This is a genomic window from Streptomyces sp. NPDC126510 (assembly GCF_040302345.1).
Lineage (GTDB): Bacteria > Actinomycetota > Actinomycetes > Streptomycetales > Streptomycetaceae > Streptomyces.
Genome location: NZ_JBEORR010000030.1, coordinates 53905 through 75364, shown reverse-complemented (window position 1 = coordinate 75364; position 21460 = coordinate 53905). Strand labels below are relative to the sequence as shown.

The window sequence follows — 21460 nt, the reverse complement described above, 5'->3', positions numbered from 1 at the left end:
GGGGCGTTCGGCCGGCGATGGCGACGCCTACGTGAAGTCGTACACCGCGAAGTCCGCCACCGGGCGGTAGCCGATGCGTTGGTAGAGGTCGTTGCTGGTCGGGTTGGACAGGTCCGTGAAGAGGAGGACCTCGTCCGCCCCGGCGGCCAGCGCGGCGCGGCTGATCTCGGCCGTGGCCGCGCCCGCGTAGCCGTGACCGCGGAGGTGGGGCGGGGTGTAGACCGTGGTGACGCGGACCTGGCCGGCGACCCGGGGGCTCGTTCCGGCCATGGCGACGGGAGTGCCGTCGGGGGTCTCCCAGAAGGTGATGGTGCCGGTGTCGATGCGGGCGTCCGCCCACTCCGCGGAGTCGCGGACCGTGCCCAGGCCGACGGATTCACTGAACTCGTCGTGCCAGCGCCGGAGTCGCTCGCGGTCGGACTCGACGGCGGCCCTGGGGCGGCCCGGCGGCACGGGACCGGGTGCGGTCAGGGTGCCGAGCCGGTAGAGCCGCTGGCGCTGGCGCAGGGCGGCCGGGGCGCCCGTGTGGCGCTGCCAGGCCGTGGCGAAGGCGGCCGCGGTGTCGGTTTCCGCGTTCACGCCGGGCAGGCCTCGGCCGAGGGCTGACAGACGGGCGGCGAGGGTGTCGGCGTCCTCGGGGCTGAGTGCCGTGAGGTTCAGCCAGTGCGGCGGAGTGCGGAAGAAGGTCGCCCGGACCGCACCCTCCCGTTCCAGCACGCCGAACTCCGGTGCCCCGTCTCCGTACACGCTCCGGCCACGGGTCCGCAGTGTCTCCGTGACCGTCAACGGCACGGTGTGCAGCGCCGGCCGGGAGCGGAGGAAGGCCCCCGCTTGGGCGAGGAAGTCGTCGAGGTCGGGGGTCAAGTGCCAACCGACCGTTTCCGCCTGGGTGTTCGTATCGGTGTCCATGATTCATGGTGCCGTCCGGCACCTGACGGACACCCCTGATTTTCGGCAGGCCCCCTGGGCTCAGTTGCCGCTGTCCTCGGCGAGTGTGTACGCCACCAGCGCGTTGGCATGACCGTGCCCCAGGCCGTGTTCGGTCTTGAGCCAGTTGACGAGCTCCATGTGCCGGGTCAGTGGCGAGGTGCGGATCAGCTCCTGCCAGTCGGCGATCGGCCGGCCGTACTTCTTCTCGATGGACGGGAAGTAACTGGCGGGGCCCTTCACGGGTGCGGTCATCTCGGCCTACCCCTTCTCTGCGTGGCGGTCGTGTCGCGGGTCGCCGGGTATGACCGGAGGGGTGGGAGGAACTGATCGCCCGCCCGAAGTGATGCCCGTCACATCGACTGCCCCGCCTCCCCCTCAGGGATCCGCCGGCTCCGGGTCCGTGGCCAGGCGTGCGTGCAGATGGGCGTCCCGGAACGCGTCGTGCCGCCCCTCCTGGAAGATCGCGCCGCGCGCGGTGCCCTCGTACGGGAACCCGCATCTCTCGGCGATCCGGCACGAGGCGTCATGGCCGACCGCGTGGTCCAACTCCAGCCGGTGCAGGCCGAGCTCCGTGAGGGCCCAGCGTGCGGCGATCAGGAGGGCACGGGTGGCGACGCCCTGGCCTCGGGCCTCGGGGAGCACCCAGTAGCCGACCCGCGCGACCTTCAGGTGGTACTTGATCTCGTTGACGCCGATGTGCCCCAGCGGGGTGTCACTGCGGGCGTCGGCGACGCGGAACGACACCGACGTCCCCTCCAGGGCACTCTGCGCCCGAGCGAGCAGCGACTCCCGCGCACTCGCCGGGTCGGTGACCGGCCGCAGCGGGGTGTTCCAGCGCCGGAACTCCGGATCACGCAACCCTCGCAACCAGACGTCGACGTCGGCACCCGACCCCGCGTCCCAGGGGCGCAGGGACAGGCCGTGGCCGTGCAGGTCCGGGTGGGGGCCGGTCAGGGACTGGTCGCGTATGGGGGCCATGGGTCCCATTGAATCCCGTGGGGCGCGATCCGGGATGCCGTGACGGGAAGAACGCCGTTGCCCCCATGGGCCCGGGTTCCGGGACGCCGGACCCCTCGAACACCGGCCGTTCAGTCCCTCGGCACCGGCCGGAACACCGGGACCCCCTCCCGGAACACCACCTCCAGTTCCGCCCCGCCCGACAGTTCCGGCTCCTCACCGGCCCGGTGGCCCCCCGCCCCGACGACCTCCGTCATCATCCGTGGTCCCTCGGCGAGTTCGACCACCGCGGCGACGTACGGGACGCGGTTCCGGAACGGCGGCAGGTCGTTGCGGTGGACGACGGACCAGGTGTAGAGCGTGGCGCGGCCGCTCGCCGTCTCCCACGCCACGTCCTCGCTCCAGCAGTGGGGGCAGAACTCGCGCGGGTAGTGGTGGGCCCGGCCGCAGGCCCCGCAGCGGCGGATCAGCAACCTGCCCCCGGCGGCGGCTTCCCAGTACGTCCGGGTGAAGGCGTCCGGCTCGGGCAGGTCGAAGCGGCCGGTCATCGGAACAGCCCCAGCGCGCTGTCCAGCGACCACGTCTGCCAGGACATCCCGAACAACCCCACCACCGACATCAGCGCCATCATCGAGTTCTGCCCCTGCTCGGCGACGTCGTGGACCATGAGTGTGAAGTACAGCGCGTTGAGGAGGAACCCGCCGATCAGGGCGACCGGGGTGAGGAAGCCGGTGACGAGGCCCAGTCCGAGCGCGAGTTCCGCGTAGACGACGACGTACGCCATCATGCGCGGGCGCGGCGCCACGGCCGCCTGGAAGCCCGACCGGACGGCGCTCCAGCGGTGCTCGGCGGCTATCCCGGCCGCCCACTTGATGCCGGTGCCCCGCTCGAACCAGGCCTTGCGGTCCTTGTGCCGCCAGCTCTCCAGCCACCACAGCCCGAGCCCGATCCGCAGCACGGCCAGCCATTCCGCTCCGGTGAGCCAGATCGCGTCCATGCGATCTGACGGTACGTCAGATCAGCGGTTGCGCAAGGGCCCCCGCAGCAGCCCGGCCCGAGCGGCGGACCGCACCCCCCTCAAGTGCGGCGCAGCCGGAAAGGATCACCACCCCGCCACAACCAGGCCCCCAGCGCCACGAGCCCCGCCCCCTCCCCCTACAGGCGTGATCAATCCGAAACCAATTCCGGTCTTGACTGAGACCCATCAAGCAGTCGCGTGATTACGCTCGCGCTCATGGCCGACTCCACACCCCCCACACACGCCTCCGCACAGCCCCCACCCGACCGCCCCGTCTACGTCATCGGCGGCGGCCCCGGCGGGCTCGCCGTGGCGTACGCGCTGCGCGCCCGGGGCGTACGGGCCGTCGTTCTGGAGAAGTCCGACCATGTCGGGGCGTCCTGGCGCCGCCACTACGACCGGCTGCACCTGCACACCACCCGCCGCCTCTCGGCCCTGCCCGGACTGCCGATGCCGCGCCGGTTCGGACGCTGGGTGTCCCGGGACGACGTGGTGCGGTACCTGGAGAAGTACGCCGAGCACCACCGTCTGGAGATCGTCACCGGCGTCGAGGTGTCCCGCGTCGAGCGCACCCCCGACGGCACGGGCTGGCTGCTGCACGCCACCGGGGGCCGGGAACTGACCGGCGCGGCGGTGGTCGTCGCCACGGGCTACAACCACACCCCCCGCCTGCCGGACTGGCCCGGCCGCGCCGCGTACACCGGCGAGTTCCTGCACGCCGGCGAGTACCGCAGCGGCAAGCCCTACGCGGGCCGGGACGTCCTCGTCGTCGGGGTCGGCAACACCGGCGCCGAGATCGCCGTCGACCTGGTGGAGAACGGGGCCTCCCGGGTCCGGCTCGCCGTGCGCACGGTCCCCCACATCGTGCGCCGTTCGACCGCCGGCTGGGCCGCCCAGTACAGCGGCGTCCTCGTCCGCCGGCTGCCGGTCGGCCTGGTCGACCGGATCTCCCGGGCGCAGGCCAGGGTGGCGCTGCCCGACCTGTCGGCCCACGGACTGCCGCGCCCCGACACCGGGCTGTACACACGGGTGAAGCAGGGGGCGATCCCGGTGCAGGACGTCGGCCTGATCGACGCGGTGCGCAAGGGCAGGGTGGAGATCGTGGCCGCCGTGGAGGGCTTCGAGGACGGCGACAAGATCACCCTGGCCGACGGCAGCCGGATCTCCCCGGACGTGGTGATCGCCGCCACCGGTTACGTCCGTGCCCTGGAGAACCTGGTCGGCCACCTCGACGTCCTCGACGACCGCGGCAGGCCCGTCACCCACGGTGCCCGCACCCCGAAGACCGCCCCCGGCCTGTACTTCACCGGCTTCACCAACCCGATCAGCGGCAACCTCCGCGAGCTGGCGCTGGACGCGGTGAAGATCGCCAAGGCGGTCGCACGGAACGACTCGGGGAGCGTGTCCCGCCTGCCGGGCTGAGAGGCCGGAGTCACTCGGTCGACGGCTCGGGCAACTTTGCCCGCTCACACCGTTCCTGACGTCGCATCAGTTCAGTAATCTGACTGTGCGTCAGTTAGCGGCTGTCTCACAGGAGCGGGCGGAAACGATGCTTGGATCGACCCACGGCACCCTCACCACCGACTCCCGCCGGACCCGGGCCATCGCCTGTGGCGAGCGGTCCGGGCCCGTCGTGCACGGCAGGCCGGCCCAGGCGGGCGACCTCGACGTCAGCGGACGGCCGCTGCACGCCGACGCACCCGACCTGGATCGTTTCTTCCGGCCCCGGTCCGTCGCCGTGATCGGCGCCTCGGACGCCGAGGGCCGCCCGAACACCGGCATCACGCGGCAGCTGGCCGACTGGGCGGAGCGGGTCGGCGCCCGGCTGCACCCGGTGCATCCCAGCCGGGCCGCCGTCTTCGGCATCCCCTGCTTCCCTTCCGTCGCCGATCTGCCCGAGCCGGTCGATCTGGCCGTGGTGCTGGTCGGCGACCCCTTGCCGGTGATCGAGGAACTGGCCGAGGCCAAGGCCCGGTTCGCGGTCGTGTTCGCGTCCGGGTTCGCGGAGACCGGGCCGGAGGGCGAGGCCGCCCAGCGGCGACTGGCCGCCGCCGTCGAACGGTCCGGGCTGCGGCTGCTGGGTCCCAACACCAACCTCAACGCCTTCGAGCGGTTCCGCGACGACCTTCAGGGCCCGGCGATCGCCCTGATCACCCAGTCCGGCCACCAGGGCCGCCCCGTCTTCGCCCTTCAGGAACTCGGCATCCGCCTCTCCCACTGGGCCCCCACCGGCAACGAGGCCGATCTGGACAGCGCCGACTTCCTGTCCTACTTCGCCGAGCAGCCCGAGGTCGGCGCCATCGCCTGCTACCTCGAAGGACTGAAGGACGGCCGCTCCTTCCTGCTCGCCGCCGACCGAGCCGCCCGGCGCGGAGTCCCGGTCGTCGCCGTCAAGGTGGGCCGTACCGAGACCGGAGCCCGCACGGCCGCCTCCCACACCGGCAAACTGACCGGCGCGGACGCGGTGGTGGACGCTGCGCTGCGCCAGTACGGCGTGATCCGCGTCGACGGGCTCGACGAACTCCAGGACACCGCCGCCCTCCTGGCCCGGGCCCGGCCGCCGCGCGCCGACGGGGTCGTCGTCTACTCCATCTCGGGCGGCACGGGCGCACACGTCGCCGACCTGGCGACCGAGGCGGGCTTGAGCCTGCCGGTGCTGTCCGAGGCCAAGCAGGCCGAGCTGCACCAGTGGATCCCCGAATACCTGTCCGTCGCCAACCCGGTCGACAACGGCGGCCATCCCGTCGGGGACGAACGCGGGCGGAAGATCATCGACGCGATCCTCGCCGATCCCGCCGTGGGCGTGCTGATATGCCCGGTCACCGGGCCGTTCCCGCCACTCAGCGACCGGCTCGTCCGGGACCTGGTGGACGCGGCCGAGCAGACCGACAAGCTCGTCTGCGTGGTGTGGGGCTCGCCCGTCGGCACCGAAAGCGCCTACCGCGAAGCCCTGCTCGGCTCCTCCCGCGTGGCCACCTTCCGCACGGTCGGCAACTGCCTCACCGCCGTCCGCGCCCACCTCGCCCACCACCGCTTCACGACCGGCTACCGCTCCCCCTTCGACGAGGCACCGCGCACCCCCTCGCCGTCCTACCGCAAGGCACAGGCCCTGATGCAGCCCGGCCGGCAGCTGAGCGAGCACGCGGCGAAGCAGCTGCTGCGGGCGTACGGCATCCGCGTACCGCGCGAGCAGCTGGTGACCAGTGCGGCCGCGGCCGTACGCGCGGCCGGGCTGGTGGGCTATCCGGTGGTGATGAAGGCCTCCGGCGCCCGCATCGCCCACAAGACCGAGCTGGGCCTGGTGAAGATCGGGCTGACCTCGGCCAGCCAGGTCCGCGACGCCTACCGGGAGCTGACCGACATCGCCCGCTACGAGGACGTCGCCCTGGACGGCGTCCTGGTCTGCCAGATGGTGGAGCAGGGCGTGGAGATGGTCGTCGGTGTCGCCCACGACGACCTGTTCGGCCCGACCGTGACCGTCGGACTCGGCGGGGTGCTCGTCGAGGTGCTGCGCGACACCGCCGTCGGGGTGCCGCCCTTCGGGGAGGAACAGGCGCGGGACATGCTCGCCGGGCTGCGCGGGCGGGCCCTGCTCGACGGGGTCCGGGGGCGGCCGCCGGCGGATCTGGACGCGCTGGTCGAGGTGGTCCTGCGGGTGCAGCGCATGGCCCTGGAACTCGGTGACCGGCTGGCGGAACTGGAGATCAACCCGCTGATGGTCCTGCCGCACGGACAGGGTGCCGTGGCGCTGGACGCGCTGGCGGTGTGCCGCTGATGACGGAGCCCGCACTGGTGCACTCGACCGGCGACCACGTCCTCTCCCTCACCCTCAACCGGCCCGAGAGCCTCAACGCCCTCACGCCCGGGCAGCGCGAGGACATCATCCGGCTGCTGGCGGAGGCCTCGGCCACGGCGGAGGTACGGGCTGTCGTGATCACGGGGGCGGGCCGCGGCTTCTGCTCCGGAGCGGACCTGCGGGGCTCCGGCGCACCCGGCGAGCGCCTCGCGGGCGATGTCGCACGCACGCTGCGCACCGGCGCCCAGCGTCTGATCGCCGCCGTGCTCGACTGCGAGAAACCGGTGATCGCGGCCGTGAACGGCACGGCGGCCGGCCTCGGCGCGCACCTCGCGCTGGCGTGCGATCTGGTCCTCGCGGCCGAATCCGCCCGCTTCGTCGAGGTGTTCGTGCGCCGCGGCCTGGTCCCCGACGGCGGCGGCGCCTACCTCCTGCCGCGGCTCGTCGGCCCGCAGCGGGCGAAGGAGCTGATGTTCTTCGGCGACGCGCTCACCGCGCCGGACGCCGAACGCCTCGGGCTCGTCAACCGGGTCGTGCCCGATGAGGAGCTGCGGAAGACGGCACGTGCCTGGGCCGAGCGCCTCGCGGCCGGCCCGACCCGGGCCCTCGCCCTGACCAAGCAGCTCGTCAACGCCTCCCTCGACACCGACCGCGCCGCGGCTTTCGCCGCCGAGGCCGCCGCTCAGGAGATCAACATGACGACGGCGGACGCGCGGGAGGGCGTGCGGAGCTTCGTGGAGCGGCGCGGTGCGGAGTTCGGAGGACGCTAGCCCTTCCTATCTGACGATACGTCAGTTTCAATGGCGGTGTGATGGGACAAGCAGGGACGGCGGAAGCCGCCGTCCGCTACCTCAGGTCGGTCCGCACGGCCGCTGCGGAGCCCGTCGAGGCGCTGCCTCGGCCCGAACTGCGCTGCGTCGGCGCCGACGAGCGGGCCCCGCTCGACGCACGGGAGTTCCGCAGCGTCCTCGGCAACTTCGCGTCGGGCGTGGCCGTCGTCACGGCACCCCCTGCCGCGGCCGGCGAACCTCCCGCCGGCTTCGCCTGCCAGTCCTTCACCTCCCTCTCCCTCGACCCGCCCCTCGTCGCCTTCATGGTCGGCCGTACGTCGACGACCTGGCCGCGGATCGCCCGCGCCGGGGTGTTCTGCGTGAACGTCCTGGCGTCCGGCCAGGACGAGTTGTGCCGCTCGTTCGCGGTGAGCGGCGCGGACAAGTTCGCGGGGGTGGCGTACGACGCGGCCCCGGTGTCCGGCTCGCCCCGCCTGACGGGCACGGTGGCGTGGATCGACTGCACCATCCACGCCGTCCACCCGGGCGGCGACCACCTCGTCGTGGTCGGCCGGGTGAACGCCCTCGGCGCGGCCGACGGCCCGGACGGGCCGCTCCTCTTCCACCGGGGGCGCTTCGCGCGATTGGCGTCCCTGTAGGGCACGGGCCGACGCCCCTGTCGGGCTCAGGCTGCCGTCCGCGTACGGTTCGGGCTTCAGCCCCCGTCGGGCTCAGGCCCCCCGGTCCGGCACAAGATGGCGCCCCTCAGGGCGAAGTGACGACGACCAGGTGATGGCGCTCGTCCGACGAACGACGGCTGGGCGTTTCGCGCGCTTACGGCCTCGTAGGGTTCAGGCGACCGCCGCCACCCCCGGCCCGCGCCGCCGGATCACCAGCGCCATCAACGCCGCCGCCGCGCACAGCGCCCCCGACGCGTACCAGACCACGTCGTACGTGCCGAACGCGTCGCGGGCGACACCGCCCAGGAAGGCGACGAGGGCCGCCCCCACCTGGTGGGAGGCGAGGACCCAGCCGAAGACGATCGCGCTGTCCTCGCCGTACTGCTCGCGGCACAGCGCGAGGGTGGGCGGGACCGTGGCGACCCAGTCGAGGCCGTAGAAGACGATGAAGAAGATCATCGGAGGGTGGACCGAGGGGCCCAGCAGGAGCGGGAGGAACATCAGCGACACGCCCCGCAGCGCGTAGTACACCGCCAGCAGGCGGCGCGGCTCGAAGCGGTCGGTGAACCAGCCGGAGGCGATCGTGCCGACGACGTCGAAGACCCCGATGACCGCGAGCAGGGACGCGGCGGCCCGGACGGGCATGTGCGCGTCGTGGGCCGCGGGGATGAAGTGGGTCTGGACCAGGCCGTTGGTGGAGGCGCCGCAGATCGCGAAGGTACCGGCGAGCAGCCAGAACGGGCCGGTGCGCACGGCGGAGAACAGCACGGTCACGGCCCGGCGGGCGGCACCGCGGACGGGCGGGGGCTTCGGGACGAACTCGGCGGCCCCGTAGGGCTTCTGGCCGGCGTCGGCCGGGTGGTCGTGCAGCAGGAGCCACACGAACGGCACGACCGCGAGCGCGGCGAGGGCGACCGTCACGGCCGCCGGGCGCCAGTCGTAGCGGTCGATGATCCAGGACAGCAGGGGCAGGAAGATCAGCTGGCCGGAGGCCGAGGCGGCGGTGAGGATGCCGCTGACCAGGCCGCGCCGTGCGGTGAACCAGCGGTTGGTGACGGTCGCCGCGAAGGCCAGCGCCATGGAGCCGGAGCCGAGGCCGACCAGCAGGCCCCAGCACAGCATCAGCTGCCAGGCCGCGGTCATCCACACCGTGAGCCAGGAACCGGCCGCGATCACGGTCAGGGCGACGGCGACGACCCGGCGGATGCCGAAGCGGTCCATCAGGGCCGCCGCGAACGGGGCCGTCAGGCCGTACAGCGCGAAGTTCACCGAGACGGCGGCTCCGATCGTGCCGCGCGACCAGTCGAACTCGTCGTGCAGTGGATCGATGAGCAGGCCCGGCACGGAACGGAAGGCGGCGGCGCCGATGATCGTCACGAAGGTCACGGCGGCGACGAACCAGGCGCGGTGCAGGCGCACACGGGTCGGCTTCGGCGGCTGCCGCACGGCCGCTGCTTCGGTTGTCTGGGTCACGACATAGAGCTTCCGGCCGGCGGGTGCACTCCATCGAGTGGCCCGAAGGACAGCATTCGTTAGGATCGGGCCATAGGATCGGGCCATGCGCCGTGACCCGGAGTTCCGCCCGCACCGTGTCGTCGTCCTCGCCCTGGACGGCCTGCTCCCCTTCGAGCTGGGCATCCCGCACCGCATCTTCGGCCGCCCCCGGGACGCCGAGGGACGCCTGCTGTACGACGTCGTCACCTGCTCCGTCCGCCCGCCGGGCCCGGTGCAGACCGACGCCGACTTCGCCATCCAGGTGGAGCACGGCCCCGAGACCCTGGCCACCGCCGACACGGTGATCGTCCCGGCGTCGTACGAACTCGGCCCGGTCTTCGAGCAGGGCGTGCTGACCGGCGAACTGGCCGCCGCCCTCGCCCACATCCGCCCGGGCACCCGGCTCGCCTCGATCTGCACGGGTGTCTACGTCCTCGCCGCCGCCGGTCTCCTCGACGGCCGGCCCGCCACCACCCACTGGGCCGACGCTGACCGGTTCCAGCGGCTCTTCCCGCGGATCGAGGTCGACCCGGGCGTGCTGTTCATCGACGACGGCGACGTCCTGACCTCGGCCGGTGTCGCGGCCGGCATCGACCTGTGCCTGCACATGGTGCGCCGGGACCACGGCACGGCGATCGCGAACGACGTGGCCCGCCGCACGGTCGTGCCGCCGCACCGCGACGGCGGTCAGGCGCAGTACATCCACCGGCCCGTGCCGGACCCGCAGCAGGCGACCACGACCTCGGCCCGCGCCTGGGCCCTGGGCCGTCTCCACGAGCCGGTCCAGCTGCGCGACATGGCCGCCCAGGAGTCCATGTCGGTCCGCACCTTCACCCGCCGCTTCCGCGAGGAGACCGGCGTCAGCCCCGGCCAGTGGCTCACCCAGCAGCGCGTGGAACGGGCCCGCCACCTCCTGGAGTCCACCGACCGCTCCGTCGACCAGGTGGCGCGGGACGCGGGATTCGGCACGGCCCAGTCCATGCGCCAGCACCTCCAGTCGGCCCTGGGGGTCACGCCCACGGCCTACCGGCGCACCTTCCGGGCGGAGAACGAGAGCACCGCGGCTCTCAGAAGGTGAGCACCGCCCGCGCGACCCGCCCCGCCTCCGCGTCCGCCGCCGCCTTCTCGAAGTCCTCGACCGGATAGGTCCGGGTGACCAGTTCGTCGAGCAGGAGGCGCCCTTGGCGGTACATCTCGGCGTACAGGGCGATGTCCCGCTGCGGGCGCGAGGAGCCGTAGCGGCAGCCCAGGATGGACTTGTCGAGGTACATCGACGAGACGCGGAAGGACGCCTCGGCAGCGGCGGGCGGGACCCCGAGGAGGATCGCCTGGCCGTGCCGGTCCAGCGCGTCGATCGCCTGCCGGATCAGCTCCACACGGCCGACGCACTCGAAGGCGTGGTCCGCTCCCGTGGGCAGGAGGTCGCGCACCCCCTCGGCCGAGGTGAGGAAGTCGGTCGCGCCGAACCGGCGTGCCGCCTCCTCCTTCGCCGGGTTGGCGTCGACGGCGACGATCCGCCCGGCGCCCGCGATCCGCGCCCCCTGGAGCACGTTCAGGCCGATGCCGCCCGTCCCGATGACCAGGACGCTGTCGCCGCGGTCGACCCGCGCCCGGTTGAGTACGGCGCCCACCCCGGTCAGCACCCCGCACCCGATGAGCGCGGCCGACGCCGGCGGGATGTCGTCGGGGATGCGGACCGCCTGTACGGCCTTGACGACCGTGCGCTCGGCGAACGCCGAGTTGGACGCGAACTGGTGCACCGGCGAGCCGCCGTGGCGGAAGGGCCGGCCCGGGCGTCCGATGGCCCTCCGGCACATGGTCGGCCGCCCCCGGTCGCACTCCGCGCACGTACCGCAGTTCGCCAGGGTGGACAGCGCCACATGCTCCCCGGGCGCGACATGGGTGACGCCCGCGCCCACGGCCTCCACGACCCCGGCCCCCTCATGGCCCAGCACCACGGGAACGGGGAAGGGGATGGTCCCGTCCATCACCGACAGATCGCTGTGGCACAGCCCGGCCGCCGAGACCGCCACCCGTACCTCACCCGGCCCGGGCTCGCGCACCTCCAGGTCCGTCACGACCCGGACCTGCTTCCCGTCGAAGATCACACCTCGCATCACACGGCCCCCTTGGGCTCCCTGGGCAGGCCGAGCACACGCTCGGCGATGATCGTGCGCTGGATCTGGTCCGAGCCGCCGTAGATCGTGTCGGCCCGCGAGAAGAGGAACAGGTGCTGGGCGGCGTCCAGTTCGTACGGCGCCGAGGCGGACCAGTCGGCGGGTCCCACTCCGGCCGCCGCGCCCCGCACCAGCACGGCCAGCTCACCGAGCCGCTGGTGCCAGCCGGCCCACAGCAGCTTGGCCACGCTCGGGGCGCCCGCCTCTGTGGAACCCCCCAGCGTGCGCAGGGCGTTCCAGCGCATCGTGCGCAGTTCGGCCCACTGCCGCACGAGCCGTTCCCGTACGACGGGGTCCCGCACCGCGCCCGACTCCACGGCCGCCCGCACCACCGCGCCCAGTTCCCCGGCGAACCCGATCTGCTGGGCGAGCGTGGACACACCCCTCTCGAAGCCGAGCAGGCTCATGGCGACGCGCCAGCCGTTGCCCGCGCCGCCGACGACGTGCTCCGCGCGGGCGCCGTCGAAGAAGACCTCGTTGAAGTCGCTGGTGCCGGTCATCTGCCGGATGGGGCGGACCTCGATCCGGCCGGGCTGGTCCATGGGGACGAGCAGGAAGGACAGGCCGTGGTGCCGCACCGAGCCGGGCTCTGTCCTGGCCAGCACGAAACACCAGTCCGCCTCGTGGGCGAGCGACGTCCAGATCTTCTGCCCGGTGACCCGGTACGTACGGCCGTCCGGCTCGGGTACGGCCGCGGTCCGGATCCCGGCCAGGTCCGATCCGGCGCCGGGTTCGCTGTACCCCTGGCACCAGAGTTCCGCGCCGGCGGCGATCGGCGGCAGGAAGCGCGACTTCTGCTCGTCGGTGCCGTGGGCGATGAGCGTCGGGCCGAGCAGGTTCTCCCCGATGTGCCCCGAGCGCGGCGGCGCCCCGGAGCGCGCGTACTCCTCGGCCCAGACGACCTGCTGAGTGAGGGTGGCCCTGCGATTCCCGTACCCGGAGGCACCCCACCCGAGCCCGATCCATCCGGCCGCGCCGAGGGTGCGTTCCCAACTGCGGCGGTCCGCACGGCCACTGACGTGCGAGGCCAGCCAGTCACGAGCTTCGCTGCGAAACGCGTCGTCCTCCGGGCTGAAGCCGAAGTCCATCAGGGCTCTCCTCTCGCTGCTGCAGGGGCAGACTCCCCAGGGGCGCGGGGAACTGCGCGACAAGCCACAACGCGCCCGCACCCGCCGAACCACCCCAGCCCCCGAGCTACTGGGCGTTGGGCCTCCGCCCTTCCCCCGCCGCCCTCTCCATCTCCCCCACCCGCTCCAGCATCGGCATCGGATCCACCCCGACCGACCCGGGCAGGAACTCCGCGATCCGTTCCACGCTCCACCCGCCGGAGGCATAGGCGGCACGCAACTCCCTCGGCTGCGCCCACACCGCGATCTTCGCCCCGGCCACCGTGTACACCTGCCCGGTGATCCCCTCCCGGGAGGCCGCGTCGGACAGCAGGTACACCACCAGCGCGGCGACATCCTCCGGCTCGCCGATCTCCGCCAGCTCCATCGGCACCCCCGCCGACATCCGCGTCCGCGCCACCGGCGCCACCGCGTTCGCGGTCACCCCGTACTTGTGGAGTCCCAGCGCGGCGCTGCGCACCAGCGAGATGATCCCGCCCTTCGCGGCGCTGTAGTTGGCCTGGGAGACCGACCCCTGGTGGTTGCCGCTGGTGAAGCCGATCAGCGTCCCGGCCCGCTGCCTCCGCATGATCGCGGAGGCCGCCCGGAACACCGTGAACGTGCCCTTGAGGTGTGTCGCGACGACCGGGTCCCACTCCTCCTCGGTCATGTTGAACAGCATCCGCTCGCGCAGGATCCCGGCCACGCAGACCACACCGTCCAGCCGCCCGTACGACGCCAGCGCCACGTCGACGACCCGCTGCCCGCCCGCCATCGTGGAGATGTCGTCGGCGACGGCCACCGCCTCCCCGCCCGCCGCCTCGATCTCCTTCACCACGGCCTGGGCGACCTCACTCGCCGGCGAGCCCCCGTCGACCGCGACGCCGTAGTCGTTGACCACGACCTTCGCCCCCTCGGCCGCCGCCGCGAGCGCGACCGCCCGGCCGATGCCCCGCCCGGCACCCGTGACGGCGACGACCTTGCCTGCCAAGAAGTTCCCCACGCCCGGCCCCTTCCCGTCCCACGGTTTCTGACGGACCGTTAGATTGTCGGTTCCCGAATTCTACGACCCGTCAGATACCGGAAGACAAGCCCCGGGGAGGACTCATGTCGCTGCCGGACGCGTTCCACGACATCGCCAAGCGCGTGAACAACTGGGGGCGTTGGGGAGCCGACGACGAGATCGGCACCCTGAACCTGATCACCGACGAGGTCGTGAGGCAGGCCGCGGCGACCGTCCGCAGCGGTCGGCGCGTCCCCCTCGCCCTGCCCCTCCAGCAGGACGGTGTGCAGACCGGCGTGATCCCCGGCCGCGTCAACCCCCTGCACACCATGGTGCAGATCAACCAGGAGATCTTCGGCCCGGGCACGGTCGCCTGCAGCGACGACATCGTGACCATGGGACTCCAGGCGGCCACCCATTGGGACGCGCTGCCGCACGTCTCGCACTCCGGCCGGCTCTACAACGGCCGCCCGGCCGACACCGTCACGGCACATGGCGGCGCCGGGTTCAGCGGCATCGGCACGGTCCGGCACGTGGTCTCACGCGGCGTACTGCTCGACGTCGCCCGGGCCCGGGGCACGGACCGGCTCGACGGTGGATACGCGGTCACGCCCGAGGACCTGGACGCCGCCGAGGAGCTGGCCGGCACGCGGGTCGGGGCCGGTGACATCGTGCTCGTGCGGACCGGGCAGATGCGGACCTGCCTGGCCGGGGACCGGCACGGCTACGGGTACCCGTCGCCGGGGCTGTCGATCCGTACGCCGGAGTGGTTCCACGCGCGCGATGTCGCGGCCGTCGCCAACGACACCCTGACCTTCGAGGTGTTCCCGCCGGAGGTGGCGGACCTCTGGCTGCCGGTGCACGCGCTCCATCTCGTGGAGATGGGCATGCCACAGGGCCAGAACTGGAATCTCGAAACGTTGTCCACAGCCTGTGGAGAAGCGGGCCGGTACGCGTTTCTGCTGACGGCCACCCCCGAGCCGTTCACCGGGGCGACCGGCTCTCCGGTGGCACCCGTCGCCGTTCTGTAGACCGGCCCCCCGGACCGCCGGGCCCCAGGGCCCGTCGCCGCACCGGGCCGCCATCCGCGCAGCTGGATGGCGGCGCCGCGCTGCTCGCCCCGAGCACGGCAGCGCGCGCCGCCACCCGACTCCGGCGCTCCCGCCCCGGCTTCCTGGCCCTGAAGGAAGCCGACGCCGAATCACGACTCACACTCGCCGAGGGCTGCCGTCCACCGAAGCCCTCGTCGTCCCCTCTCGGCGAATCGCTGCCCACAAGCGTGAGCAAGCGGTCACGACCCGTCAACACCCGTTCGGCAATTTGTCGCACTTGAGGCTTTTGCCGTAGGCGCGCACGGAAGCACGTCCCGGCGCATCGCCGCATGGCCCGACCGAACCTGCCGACCCGATGCATCCGTGCCCCGGCCCCGCCGCACACACCCGCGGCATGTGCCGCCGTGCACCGCACCCGGCAGGCGCGGGGGGCGGGCGACGAGCTGCGGCACTACACCGCTTCGTACGCCAGTCCCTCGAAAGCCGCCCCGCCGCCGCACGCCACCGCGCCGCCCCCGCACGAGGTGGCGACGTCGCCGGACTTCGCGCACCGGTCCAGTTCGCACCAGATGCGCTTGCCGGTGGCCTCGACGCTCCAGCCCCAGCGGTCGGCGAGGCCGTCCACGAGCGCCAGGCCCCGGCCGCCGGTCGCGTCGTCGCCGGCGCACCGGGGCACGGGGGCCCGGCCGCTGCGGTCCGCGACCTCGAGCCGGACCGTGGCCTCCTCCGTCACCACGGGCGGCAGGGACAGCCGCAGGACGGCGGGGCGGCCGGTGTGCACCACGGCGTTGGTGACGAGTTCGGAGACGAGCAGGATCAGCGTCTCGGCGAGGGGTTCGTCGGCCTGTATGCCGGACCCGGCCAGGCGGGAGCGGGCCCACCGCCGGGCTCGCCCCACTTCTGCGGGGTCGGGCCGGATCTCCAGCTGCACTTGAAGCACCTGCACCGCTCACACCATCCGAACCGGCGGACACTTAGGCTCGCGCCTCACGAGGGCCACGATCGTAGCCATTTTCTGCATGGCCAGAACAACGGCCGGGACAAGGATCACAGAACGTGAATCCCTTGTGGGACAGCATGGTTGACGTACAGTCACGCCAACAAGCGCTTCGGGCATATTCCAGCGCGAAGGAGTACCCGTGCGGCATACTGTGCGACGCTCGCCGCGGGCAGTCGAACAGGCGGCGCCACGGGGTCGCACTGCGCTCGGAGCCACTCGCATCTGACACAAGGTACCGGAGTGGGCAATCGACTCCAGGCCGTAACGAGTCACACTGAGGACACAAGCCGATATCAACGCTCCGTGATTCCGGTATGCCACGATCCGCGACATCTCCGGGAGCGTGCGGGGCGACACCGCAGCCAGACGGCCCGTCAGACCTTCTCGGACGCCAGAGCCGCCGCGAGCATCTCCTCACTCTCCGTCACACCACCCGCACGCTGGGTTCGAACCCATGCGCGTTTCAGATGCAGATGGACCTCGGACTCCCAGGTGAAGCCCATGCCGCCGTGCACCTGGAGACAGTCGCGGGCGCCGCGCACGGCGGCCTCGTCGGCGAGGAGCCGGGCCGCGGCGATGTCGGCCGGGTGGGCGGTGACGGCGGCCGCGTACACCGCGGCACGGGCCGTCTCCGCCCGGACCAGGATCCCCGCGCACAGATGTGCCACCGCCTGGAAGGCGCCGACGGGCCGGCCGAACTGTTCGCGCGCCCGGGCGTGTTGCGCCGCGAGTTCGCCGACGCGGACGGCCGTGCCGAGTTGCTCGGCGGCGCTGAGCAGAACCGCGACGGGGTCGGGGGCGGGCCGCCCGGCGGGCACGCGGTGCAGGGGCGTGAGCGGGTCGAGCGAGCGCAGGGGCACGGCTCCGGTGGCGTCACCGCGCACGACGTCCGCCTCCGCCAGCCACTCCACGAGCCCGCCGTCCACGGTGGCGACCACCGTCTCCCCGGTGGCGGCGCCCGGTACGGCACCGGCCGCGAGGTGGGTGGCGACGAGCGGCCCGGGCAGCAGCACCCGTCCGGCCTCCTCGAACACCAACACGGCCTCCGGCAGCCCGAGTCCGACCCCACCCTCCGCCTCCGGCAGCCGCAGGGCGAAGAACCCGAGCTTCCCGAGGGCCCGCCACACCCCACGGTCGAGCCGTGCCACACCACCGGCAGCCGCGCGGGGTTCCGACCCGTCACTCCCCGGACCGCCACCCTCGGCCACCGAACGCCCCGCAGGCGCGCAGCCGCCACCCTCCGAACCGTTCCCCGTTCCACCACCGTCGAGTACCGACCGCCCCGCGCCCGCAGCGCCACCGCTCTCGGAACGCCCCGGCCCTTCACTCCCCGCACCACCGCTTTCCGTCGCTGAAGGCCCCACCCCCTTGCCCCCGGCACCGGCGCCCCCACCCCCCGCACCCTCCACCGCCGCCCGCAACGCCTCCCCGTCGAAGTGCCGGGCCAGTGCCTCGCGCACGGCCTCCCGCAGGGCCCGCTGGTCGTCGGTCGGCCGGAACCGCACGGCACCTCACCGTCCCTTCGGCAGGCCGAGGACGCGCTCGGCGATGATGTTGTGCTGGATCTGCGAGGTGCCGGCCGCGATCGTGTACGCCAGGGAGGACAGCCGGTCGAGGGTCCACCGCCGGTCCAGGTCGAGGCAGTCGGGGCCGAGCACCTCGGCGGCGGCGTCGTAGAGCTCCTGGCGGGCGTGCGAGTAGCGGAGCTTGAAGACCGAGCCGCCGGCGCCCGGCACCCCGCCCGCCGCCTCCGCCGCGCTGACGTTCCACTGCGTGAGCCGCCACAGCGCCCGGAACTCGGCGTGCAACCTGCCCAGCCTGCGCCTGAGGGCCGGGTCGTCCCAGCGGCCGTTCTCGCGGGCCTCGACGGCCAGTTCGCCCAGCACGCGCCGGCAGGCCACGACCTCGCCGGCGAACGCAGTACCGCGTTCGAAGGACAGCGTCACCATGGTCACGCGCCATCCGTCGTTCTCGTCCCCGACCCGGTTGGCCACCGGCACCCGCACCTCGTCCAGGAACACCTCGGCGAACTCGGCCGAACCGGCCAGCGTGCGCAGCGGCCGTACGGTGATGCCCGGCGCGTCCATGGGCAGGGCGAGCCAGGTGATGCCCCGGTGCTTGGGGGCGTCGGGGTCGGTGCGGACCAACAGCTCGCACCAGTCGGCGACTTCCGCGTGGGACGTCCAGATCTTGGAGCCGGTCACCACGTAGGCGTCTCCGTCGCGCCGCGCGCGGGTGCGCAGGGCCGCGAGGTCGGAGCCGGCCTCCGGTTCGCTGAAGCCCTGGCACCAGACCTCCTCGCCGCGCAGGATCGGCGGCAGCCAGCGTGCCCGCTGGTCCGGGGTGCCCTCCGCGGCGATCGTCGGCCCGGCGTGCAGCAGGCCCACGAAGTTGGCGCCCACGTAGGGAGCACCGGCCCGCTCGGTCTCCTCCAGGAAGATCAGGCGGACGCTCGGGGTGGCGTCCCAGTGGACCTCGGCGTACCCCGCGTCGTGGAGCCGGCGCTGCCAGCCGAGGTCGTAGGCCCGTCGCCCCGGCCAGTCGTGGGGGGACGGCCGGGGCGGGAGGCCCGGGAGCACCGCCGCGAGCCACTCCCGCAGCCGGGCCCGGAAGGCGGCCTCCTCGGGCGTGTCCGACAGGTCCATCAGCGGTCGAGGTCCAGGTCGAGCATCCGGATGGCGTTGCCCCGCATCAGCTTGTACACCGTCTCGTCGTCGAGGCCCTCGACGTGCTCCAGGGCGACCTCCTTGGTGTGCGGGAAGGTCGAGTCGACGTGCGGGTAGTCGGTCTCGAAGGTGGCGTTGTCACGGCCCACCACGTCCAGGGACGCCACGCCGTGCTTGTCGCGGAAGAAGCAGCAGTACATCTGCCGGTAGTAGTACGTGGACGGCGGCTCGGGGACCGTGTCGCGCACGCCGCCCCAGGCCCGGTGCTCCTCCCAGACGTCGTCGGCGCGCTCCAGGGCGTACGGGACCCAGCCCATCTGGCCCTCGGAGTAGGCGAGTTTCAGACGCGGGAAGCGCACCAGGACCCCGCTGAAAAGGAAGTCCATCATCGAGGCCATGGCGTTGTTGAAGCTGAGGGAGGCCTGGACGGCGGGCGGGGCGTCCGGGGAGGCGGCCGGCATCTGCGAGGACGAGCCGATGTGCATGTTGACGACCGTCCCGGTCTCCTGGCAGACCGCGAAGAACGGGTCCCAGTAGCCGGAGTGGATGGACGGCAGCCCGAGGTGGGTGGGGATCTCGGAGAAGGTCACCGCCTTCACCCCGCGTGCGGCGTTGCGGCGGATCTCCTCGACCGCCAGGCCGACGTCCCACAGCGGGATCAGGCACAGCGGGATGAGCCGGCCGCCGCTGTCGCCGCACCACTCCTCGACCATCCAGTCGTTGTAGGCGCGCACGCAGGCGAGGGCGACCTCCTTGTCGTGCGCCTCGGCGAAGGTCTGACCGCAGAACCGCGGAAAGCTGGGGAAGCACAGGCTCGCCTCGACATGGTTGAGGTCCATGTCCTTCAGACGTTCCTTGGGGTCCCAGCAGCCGGGCCGCATCTCCTCGCGGGTGATGCCCTCCAGGGTCATCTCGTCCCGGTCGAAGCCGACGGCGGCGATGTTGCGCTTGTACGGGAACTTCAGGTCCTCGTAGATCCACCAGTCGGTGGGCTGACCGTCCGGGTCCATGGTGATCCGGTACTTGCCGCCGATGTAGGCGAGTTCACCGATGCCGGCGGTCAGCGCCCTGGGGCCGCGCTCGCGGTACCTGGCCGGCAGCCAGGTGTCGAAGAGGTGGGCGGGCTCGATCACGTGGTCGTCGACGCTGATGATGCGGGGCAGTTCGATGGCCATGGGTCCCCTCCGCCGGACGGTACTTATCTGATGGCTCGTCAGTTAGCATCCCATCTGACGACCCGTCAGCCAAGCAGCAGGGGGCATCCGTGAACGAGACCCCGCACGCCCTGAGTTCGTCGGCCACGCTGTGGGAGCTGGTCACCCGCCGCGCCGCCCTCACTCCTGACCGGCCGCTGTTCCACCAGGACGGCCGCACGCTCACGTTCGAGGCGCTGCGCACCCGCGCCGAGCGGGTCGCGGCCGGGCTGTACGGCATGGGCGTGCGCCCCGGCACGGTGGTCGCCTGGCAGCTGCCCACCCGCATCGAGACGGCCGTGCTGTCCTTCGCCCTGGCCCGCCTGGGCGCCGTGCAGACCCCGGTGATCCCCTTCTACCGGGACCGCGAGGCCGGCTTCGCGCTGCGCGAGTCCAGGGCGGAGTTCTTCGCGGTGCCGGGCACCTGGCGCGGCTTCGACCACGCGGAGATGGCCCGGCGGCTGGGCGCGAAGGGCGTCTTCGAGGCCTACGACGACCTCCCCGACGGCGATCCGTCCCTGCTGCCTCCCCCGCCCTCCGACGGCACCGCCGTCCGCTGGATCTACTGGACGTCCGGTACGACCTCCGACCCCAAGGGCGTGCTGCACACGGACCGTTCGCTGCTCGCGGGCGGCTCGTGCCTCGCGCACGCGCTGCGCCCCTCGGCGGACGACGTCGGCTCGATCGCCTTCCCGTACGCCCATATCGGCGGCCCCGACTACACGGTGATGCTGCTGCTGTACGGCTTCCCGGCGGTGCTGTTCGAGCGGTTCGCACTGCCCGACGCGCTGGCGGCGTACCGCGCGCACGGGGTGACGATGGCGGGCGGGTCGACGGCGTTCTACTCGATGTTCCTGGCGGAGCAGCGCAAGCGGCCGGGGAGGCCGGTGGTGCCGTCGCTGCGGCTGCTGGCGGGCGGCGGGGCGCCCAAGCCGCCTGAGCTGTACCACGCGGTCGTGCGCGAGATGGGCGTGCAGCTCACCCACGGGTACGGCATGACCGAGGTGCCGATGATCACCATGGGGGCGCCGGACGACGACCCCGAACTGCTGGCGACGACCGAGGGACGGCCGCCGGAGGGGATGGAGATCCGGATCGTGGACGGGGAGGTGCGGCTGCGCGGGGAGGCCGTGTGCCGCGGGTACCTGGACCCCGGGCAGACGGCGGAGGCCTTCGACGCCGAGGGGTTCCTGCGCACCGGCGATCTCGGGCGGCTCACGGACACCGGGCACCTGGTGCTCACCGGCCGGCTGAAGGACGTGATCATCCGCAAGGGCGAGAACATCTCGGCCCAGGAGATAGAGGACCTGCTGCACCGGCATCCGGCGGTCGGGGACGCGGCCGTGATCGGGCTGCCCGACGCGGCGCGCGGTGAGCTGGTGTGCGCGGTGGTGGAACAGAGGCCGGGGACCGAGGCCTTGACGCTCGCGGGCGTGACCGCCTTCCTGCGCGCCGAGGGACTGTCGGTGCACAAGCTGCCGGAGCGGCTGGAGGTGGTGGACGCCCTTCCGCGGGGCGAGACCCTGCGGAAGGTGCTGAAGTACAAGCTCCGCGAGCGCTACTCGGGCACGTGACCGGCTGCGGGCAGGCCCCCCAGGGGCGCGGGGAACTGTGCGAA

General features: G+C 72.7%; 20 protein-coding genes. 7 read left to right on the top strand and 13 right to left on the bottom strand.

Annotated elements, in window-relative coordinates:
• Positions 1 to 27: 27 nt before the first annotated feature.
• The 5 genes from ABTX60_RS33285 to ABTX60_RS33265 form a co-directional block, all read right to left on the bottom strand.
• Positions 28 to 909 (bottom strand): GNAT family N-acetyltransferase, encoded by an 882-nt coding sequence (locus ABTX60_RS33285; protein WP_352100738.1) that lies wholly within the window; start codon positions 907 to 909, stop codon positions 28 to 30.
• A gap of 60 nt (positions 910 to 969) precedes the next feature.
• Positions 970 to 1182 (bottom strand): DUF4287 domain-containing protein, encoded by a 213-nt coding sequence (locus tag ABTX60_RS33280; RefSeq protein ID WP_352100737.1) that lies wholly within the window; start codon positions 1180 to 1182, stop codon positions 970 to 972.
• Between the two features lie 123 nt (positions 1183 to 1305).
• Positions 1306 to 1908: a GNAT family N-acetyltransferase gene (locus ABTX60_RS33275; RefSeq protein ID WP_352100736.1), complete on the bottom strand. Its 603-nt coding sequence runs from the start codon at positions 1906 to 1908 to the stop codon at positions 1306 to 1308.
• 110 nt (positions 1909 to 2018) lie between these two features.
• Positions 2019 to 2435 carry a Zn-ribbon domain-containing OB-fold protein gene (locus ABTX60_RS33270; protein WP_352100735.1) on the bottom strand — a complete coding sequence of 139 codons (417 nt, stop codon included), beginning with the start codon at positions 2433 to 2435 and terminating at the stop codon, positions 2019 to 2021.
• Positions 2432 to 2884, bottom strand: a complete 453-nt coding sequence (locus ABTX60_RS33265) for a DoxX family protein (RefSeq protein WP_352100734.1) — start codon at positions 2882 to 2884, stop codon at positions 2432 to 2434. Before ABTX60_RS33265 ends, ABTX60_RS33270 begins: the two co-directional genes overlap by 4 nt.
• A gap of 237 nt (positions 2885 to 3121) precedes the next feature.
• Here ABTX60_RS33265 and ABTX60_RS33260 point away from each other — a divergent pair, with 237 nt between their 5' ends.
• The 4 genes from ABTX60_RS33260 to ABTX60_RS33245 all read left to right on the top strand — a co-directional run bounded on the left by ABTX60_RS33260 (position 3122) and on the right by ABTX60_RS33245 (position 8130).
• On the top strand, positions 3122 to 4327 hold the full coding sequence (locus tag ABTX60_RS33260) for a flavin-containing monooxygenase (RefSeq protein WP_352100733.1): 1206 nt from the start codon (positions 3122 to 3124) through the stop codon (positions 4325 to 4327).
• Between the two features lie 127 nt (positions 4328 to 4454).
• Positions 4455 to 6680, top strand: a complete 2226-nt coding sequence (locus ABTX60_RS33255) for an acetate--CoA ligase family protein (protein WP_352100732.1) — start codon at positions 4455 to 4457, stop codon at positions 6678 to 6680.
• A complete protein-coding gene (locus ABTX60_RS33250) occupies positions 6680 to 7471 on the top strand; it encodes an enoyl-CoA hydratase/isomerase family protein (RefSeq protein WP_352100731.1) in 792 nt (263 codons plus the stop codon). Before ABTX60_RS33255 ends, ABTX60_RS33250 begins: the two co-directional genes overlap by 1 nt.
• Before the next feature lie 41 nt (positions 7472 to 7512).
• Complete coding sequence (locus ABTX60_RS33245; RefSeq protein ID WP_352100763.1) at positions 7513 to 8130, top strand: flavin reductase family protein; 618 nt, start codon at positions 7513 to 7515, stop codon at positions 8128 to 8130.
• Positions 8131 to 8322: 192 nt separating this feature from the next.
• Here the strand turns inward: ABTX60_RS33245 and ABTX60_RS33240 are convergent, their stop codons facing one another.
• The gene (locus ABTX60_RS33240) at positions 8323 to 9624 is read right to left on the bottom strand and encodes an MFS transporter (RefSeq protein ID WP_352100730.1); all 1302 of its coding nucleotides are present in this window, start codon (positions 9622 to 9624) and stop codon (positions 8323 to 8325) included.
• Positions 9625 to 9709: 85 nt separating this feature from the next.
• Here ABTX60_RS33240 and ABTX60_RS33235 point away from each other — a divergent pair, with 85 nt between their 5' ends.
• Entirely contained in the window at positions 9710 to 10723 is a 1014-nt protein-coding gene (locus tag ABTX60_RS33235) for a GlxA family transcriptional regulator (protein ID WP_352100729.1), read from the top strand.
• Here ABTX60_RS33235 and ABTX60_RS33230 read toward each other — a convergent pair.
• From ABTX60_RS33230 to ABTX60_RS33220, 3 genes are all read right to left on the bottom strand, one after another.
• Positions 10713 to 11762 (bottom strand): Zn-dependent alcohol dehydrogenase, encoded by a 1050-nt coding sequence (locus tag ABTX60_RS33230; protein ID WP_352100728.1) that lies wholly within the window; start codon positions 11760 to 11762, stop codon positions 10713 to 10715. The two genes, ABTX60_RS33235 and ABTX60_RS33230, sit on opposite strands and share 11 nt — an antisense overlap.
• Complete coding sequence (locus ABTX60_RS33225; protein ID WP_352100727.1) at positions 11762 to 12910, bottom strand: acyl-CoA dehydrogenase family protein; 1149 nt, start codon at positions 12908 to 12910, stop codon at positions 11762 to 11764. Before ABTX60_RS33225 ends, ABTX60_RS33230 begins: the two co-directional genes overlap by 1 nt.
• Before the next feature lie 106 nt (positions 12911 to 13016).
• Positions 13017 to 13931, bottom strand: coding sequence for an SDR family oxidoreductase (locus tag ABTX60_RS33220; RefSeq protein WP_352100726.1), 915 nt, complete (start codon positions 13929 to 13931; stop codon positions 13017 to 13019).
• Positions 13932 to 14035: 104 nt separating this feature from the next.
• On the opposite strand from ABTX60_RS33220, the gene ABTX60_RS33215 reads away from it, so the two are divergent.
• Positions 14036 to 14962 (top strand): cyclase family protein, encoded by a 927-nt coding sequence (locus ABTX60_RS33215; protein WP_352100725.1) that lies wholly within the window; start codon positions 14036 to 14038, stop codon positions 14960 to 14962.
• 472 nt (positions 14963 to 15434) lie between these two features.
• Here the strand turns inward: ABTX60_RS33215 and ABTX60_RS33210 are convergent, their stop codons facing one another.
• The 4 genes from ABTX60_RS33210 to ABTX60_RS33195 all read right to left on the bottom strand — a co-directional run bounded on the left by ABTX60_RS33210 (position 15435) and on the right by ABTX60_RS33195 (position 19824).
• On the bottom strand, positions 15435 to 15914 hold the full coding sequence (locus ABTX60_RS33210) for an ATP-binding protein (protein ID WP_352100762.1): 480 nt from the start codon (positions 15912 to 15914) through the stop codon (positions 15435 to 15437).
• 443 nt (positions 15915 to 16357) lie between these two features.
• The gene (locus ABTX60_RS33205) at positions 16358 to 17131 is read right to left on the bottom strand and encodes an acyl-CoA dehydrogenase family protein (RefSeq protein WP_352100761.1); all 774 of its coding nucleotides are present in this window, start codon (positions 17129 to 17131) and stop codon (positions 16358 to 16360) included.
• Positions 17132 to 17494: 363 nt separating this feature from the next.
• Complete coding sequence (locus tag ABTX60_RS33200; RefSeq protein ID WP_352100724.1) at positions 17495 to 18628, bottom strand: acyl-CoA dehydrogenase family protein; 1134 nt, start codon at positions 18626 to 18628, stop codon at positions 17495 to 17497.
• Positions 18628 to 19824, bottom strand: a complete 1197-nt coding sequence (locus ABTX60_RS33195) for an amidohydrolase family protein (protein WP_352100723.1) — start codon at positions 19822 to 19824, stop codon at positions 18628 to 18630. Before ABTX60_RS33195 ends, ABTX60_RS33200 begins: the two co-directional genes overlap by 1 nt.
• Positions 19825 to 19913: 89 nt before the next feature.
• On the opposite strand from ABTX60_RS33195, the gene ABTX60_RS33190 reads away from it, so the two are divergent.
• Positions 19914 to 21416, top strand: a complete 1503-nt coding sequence (locus ABTX60_RS33190; RefSeq protein WP_352100722.1) for a class I adenylate-forming enzyme family protein — start codon at positions 19914 to 19916, stop codon at positions 21414 to 21416.
• Positions 21417 to 21460 lie beyond the last annotated feature (44 nt).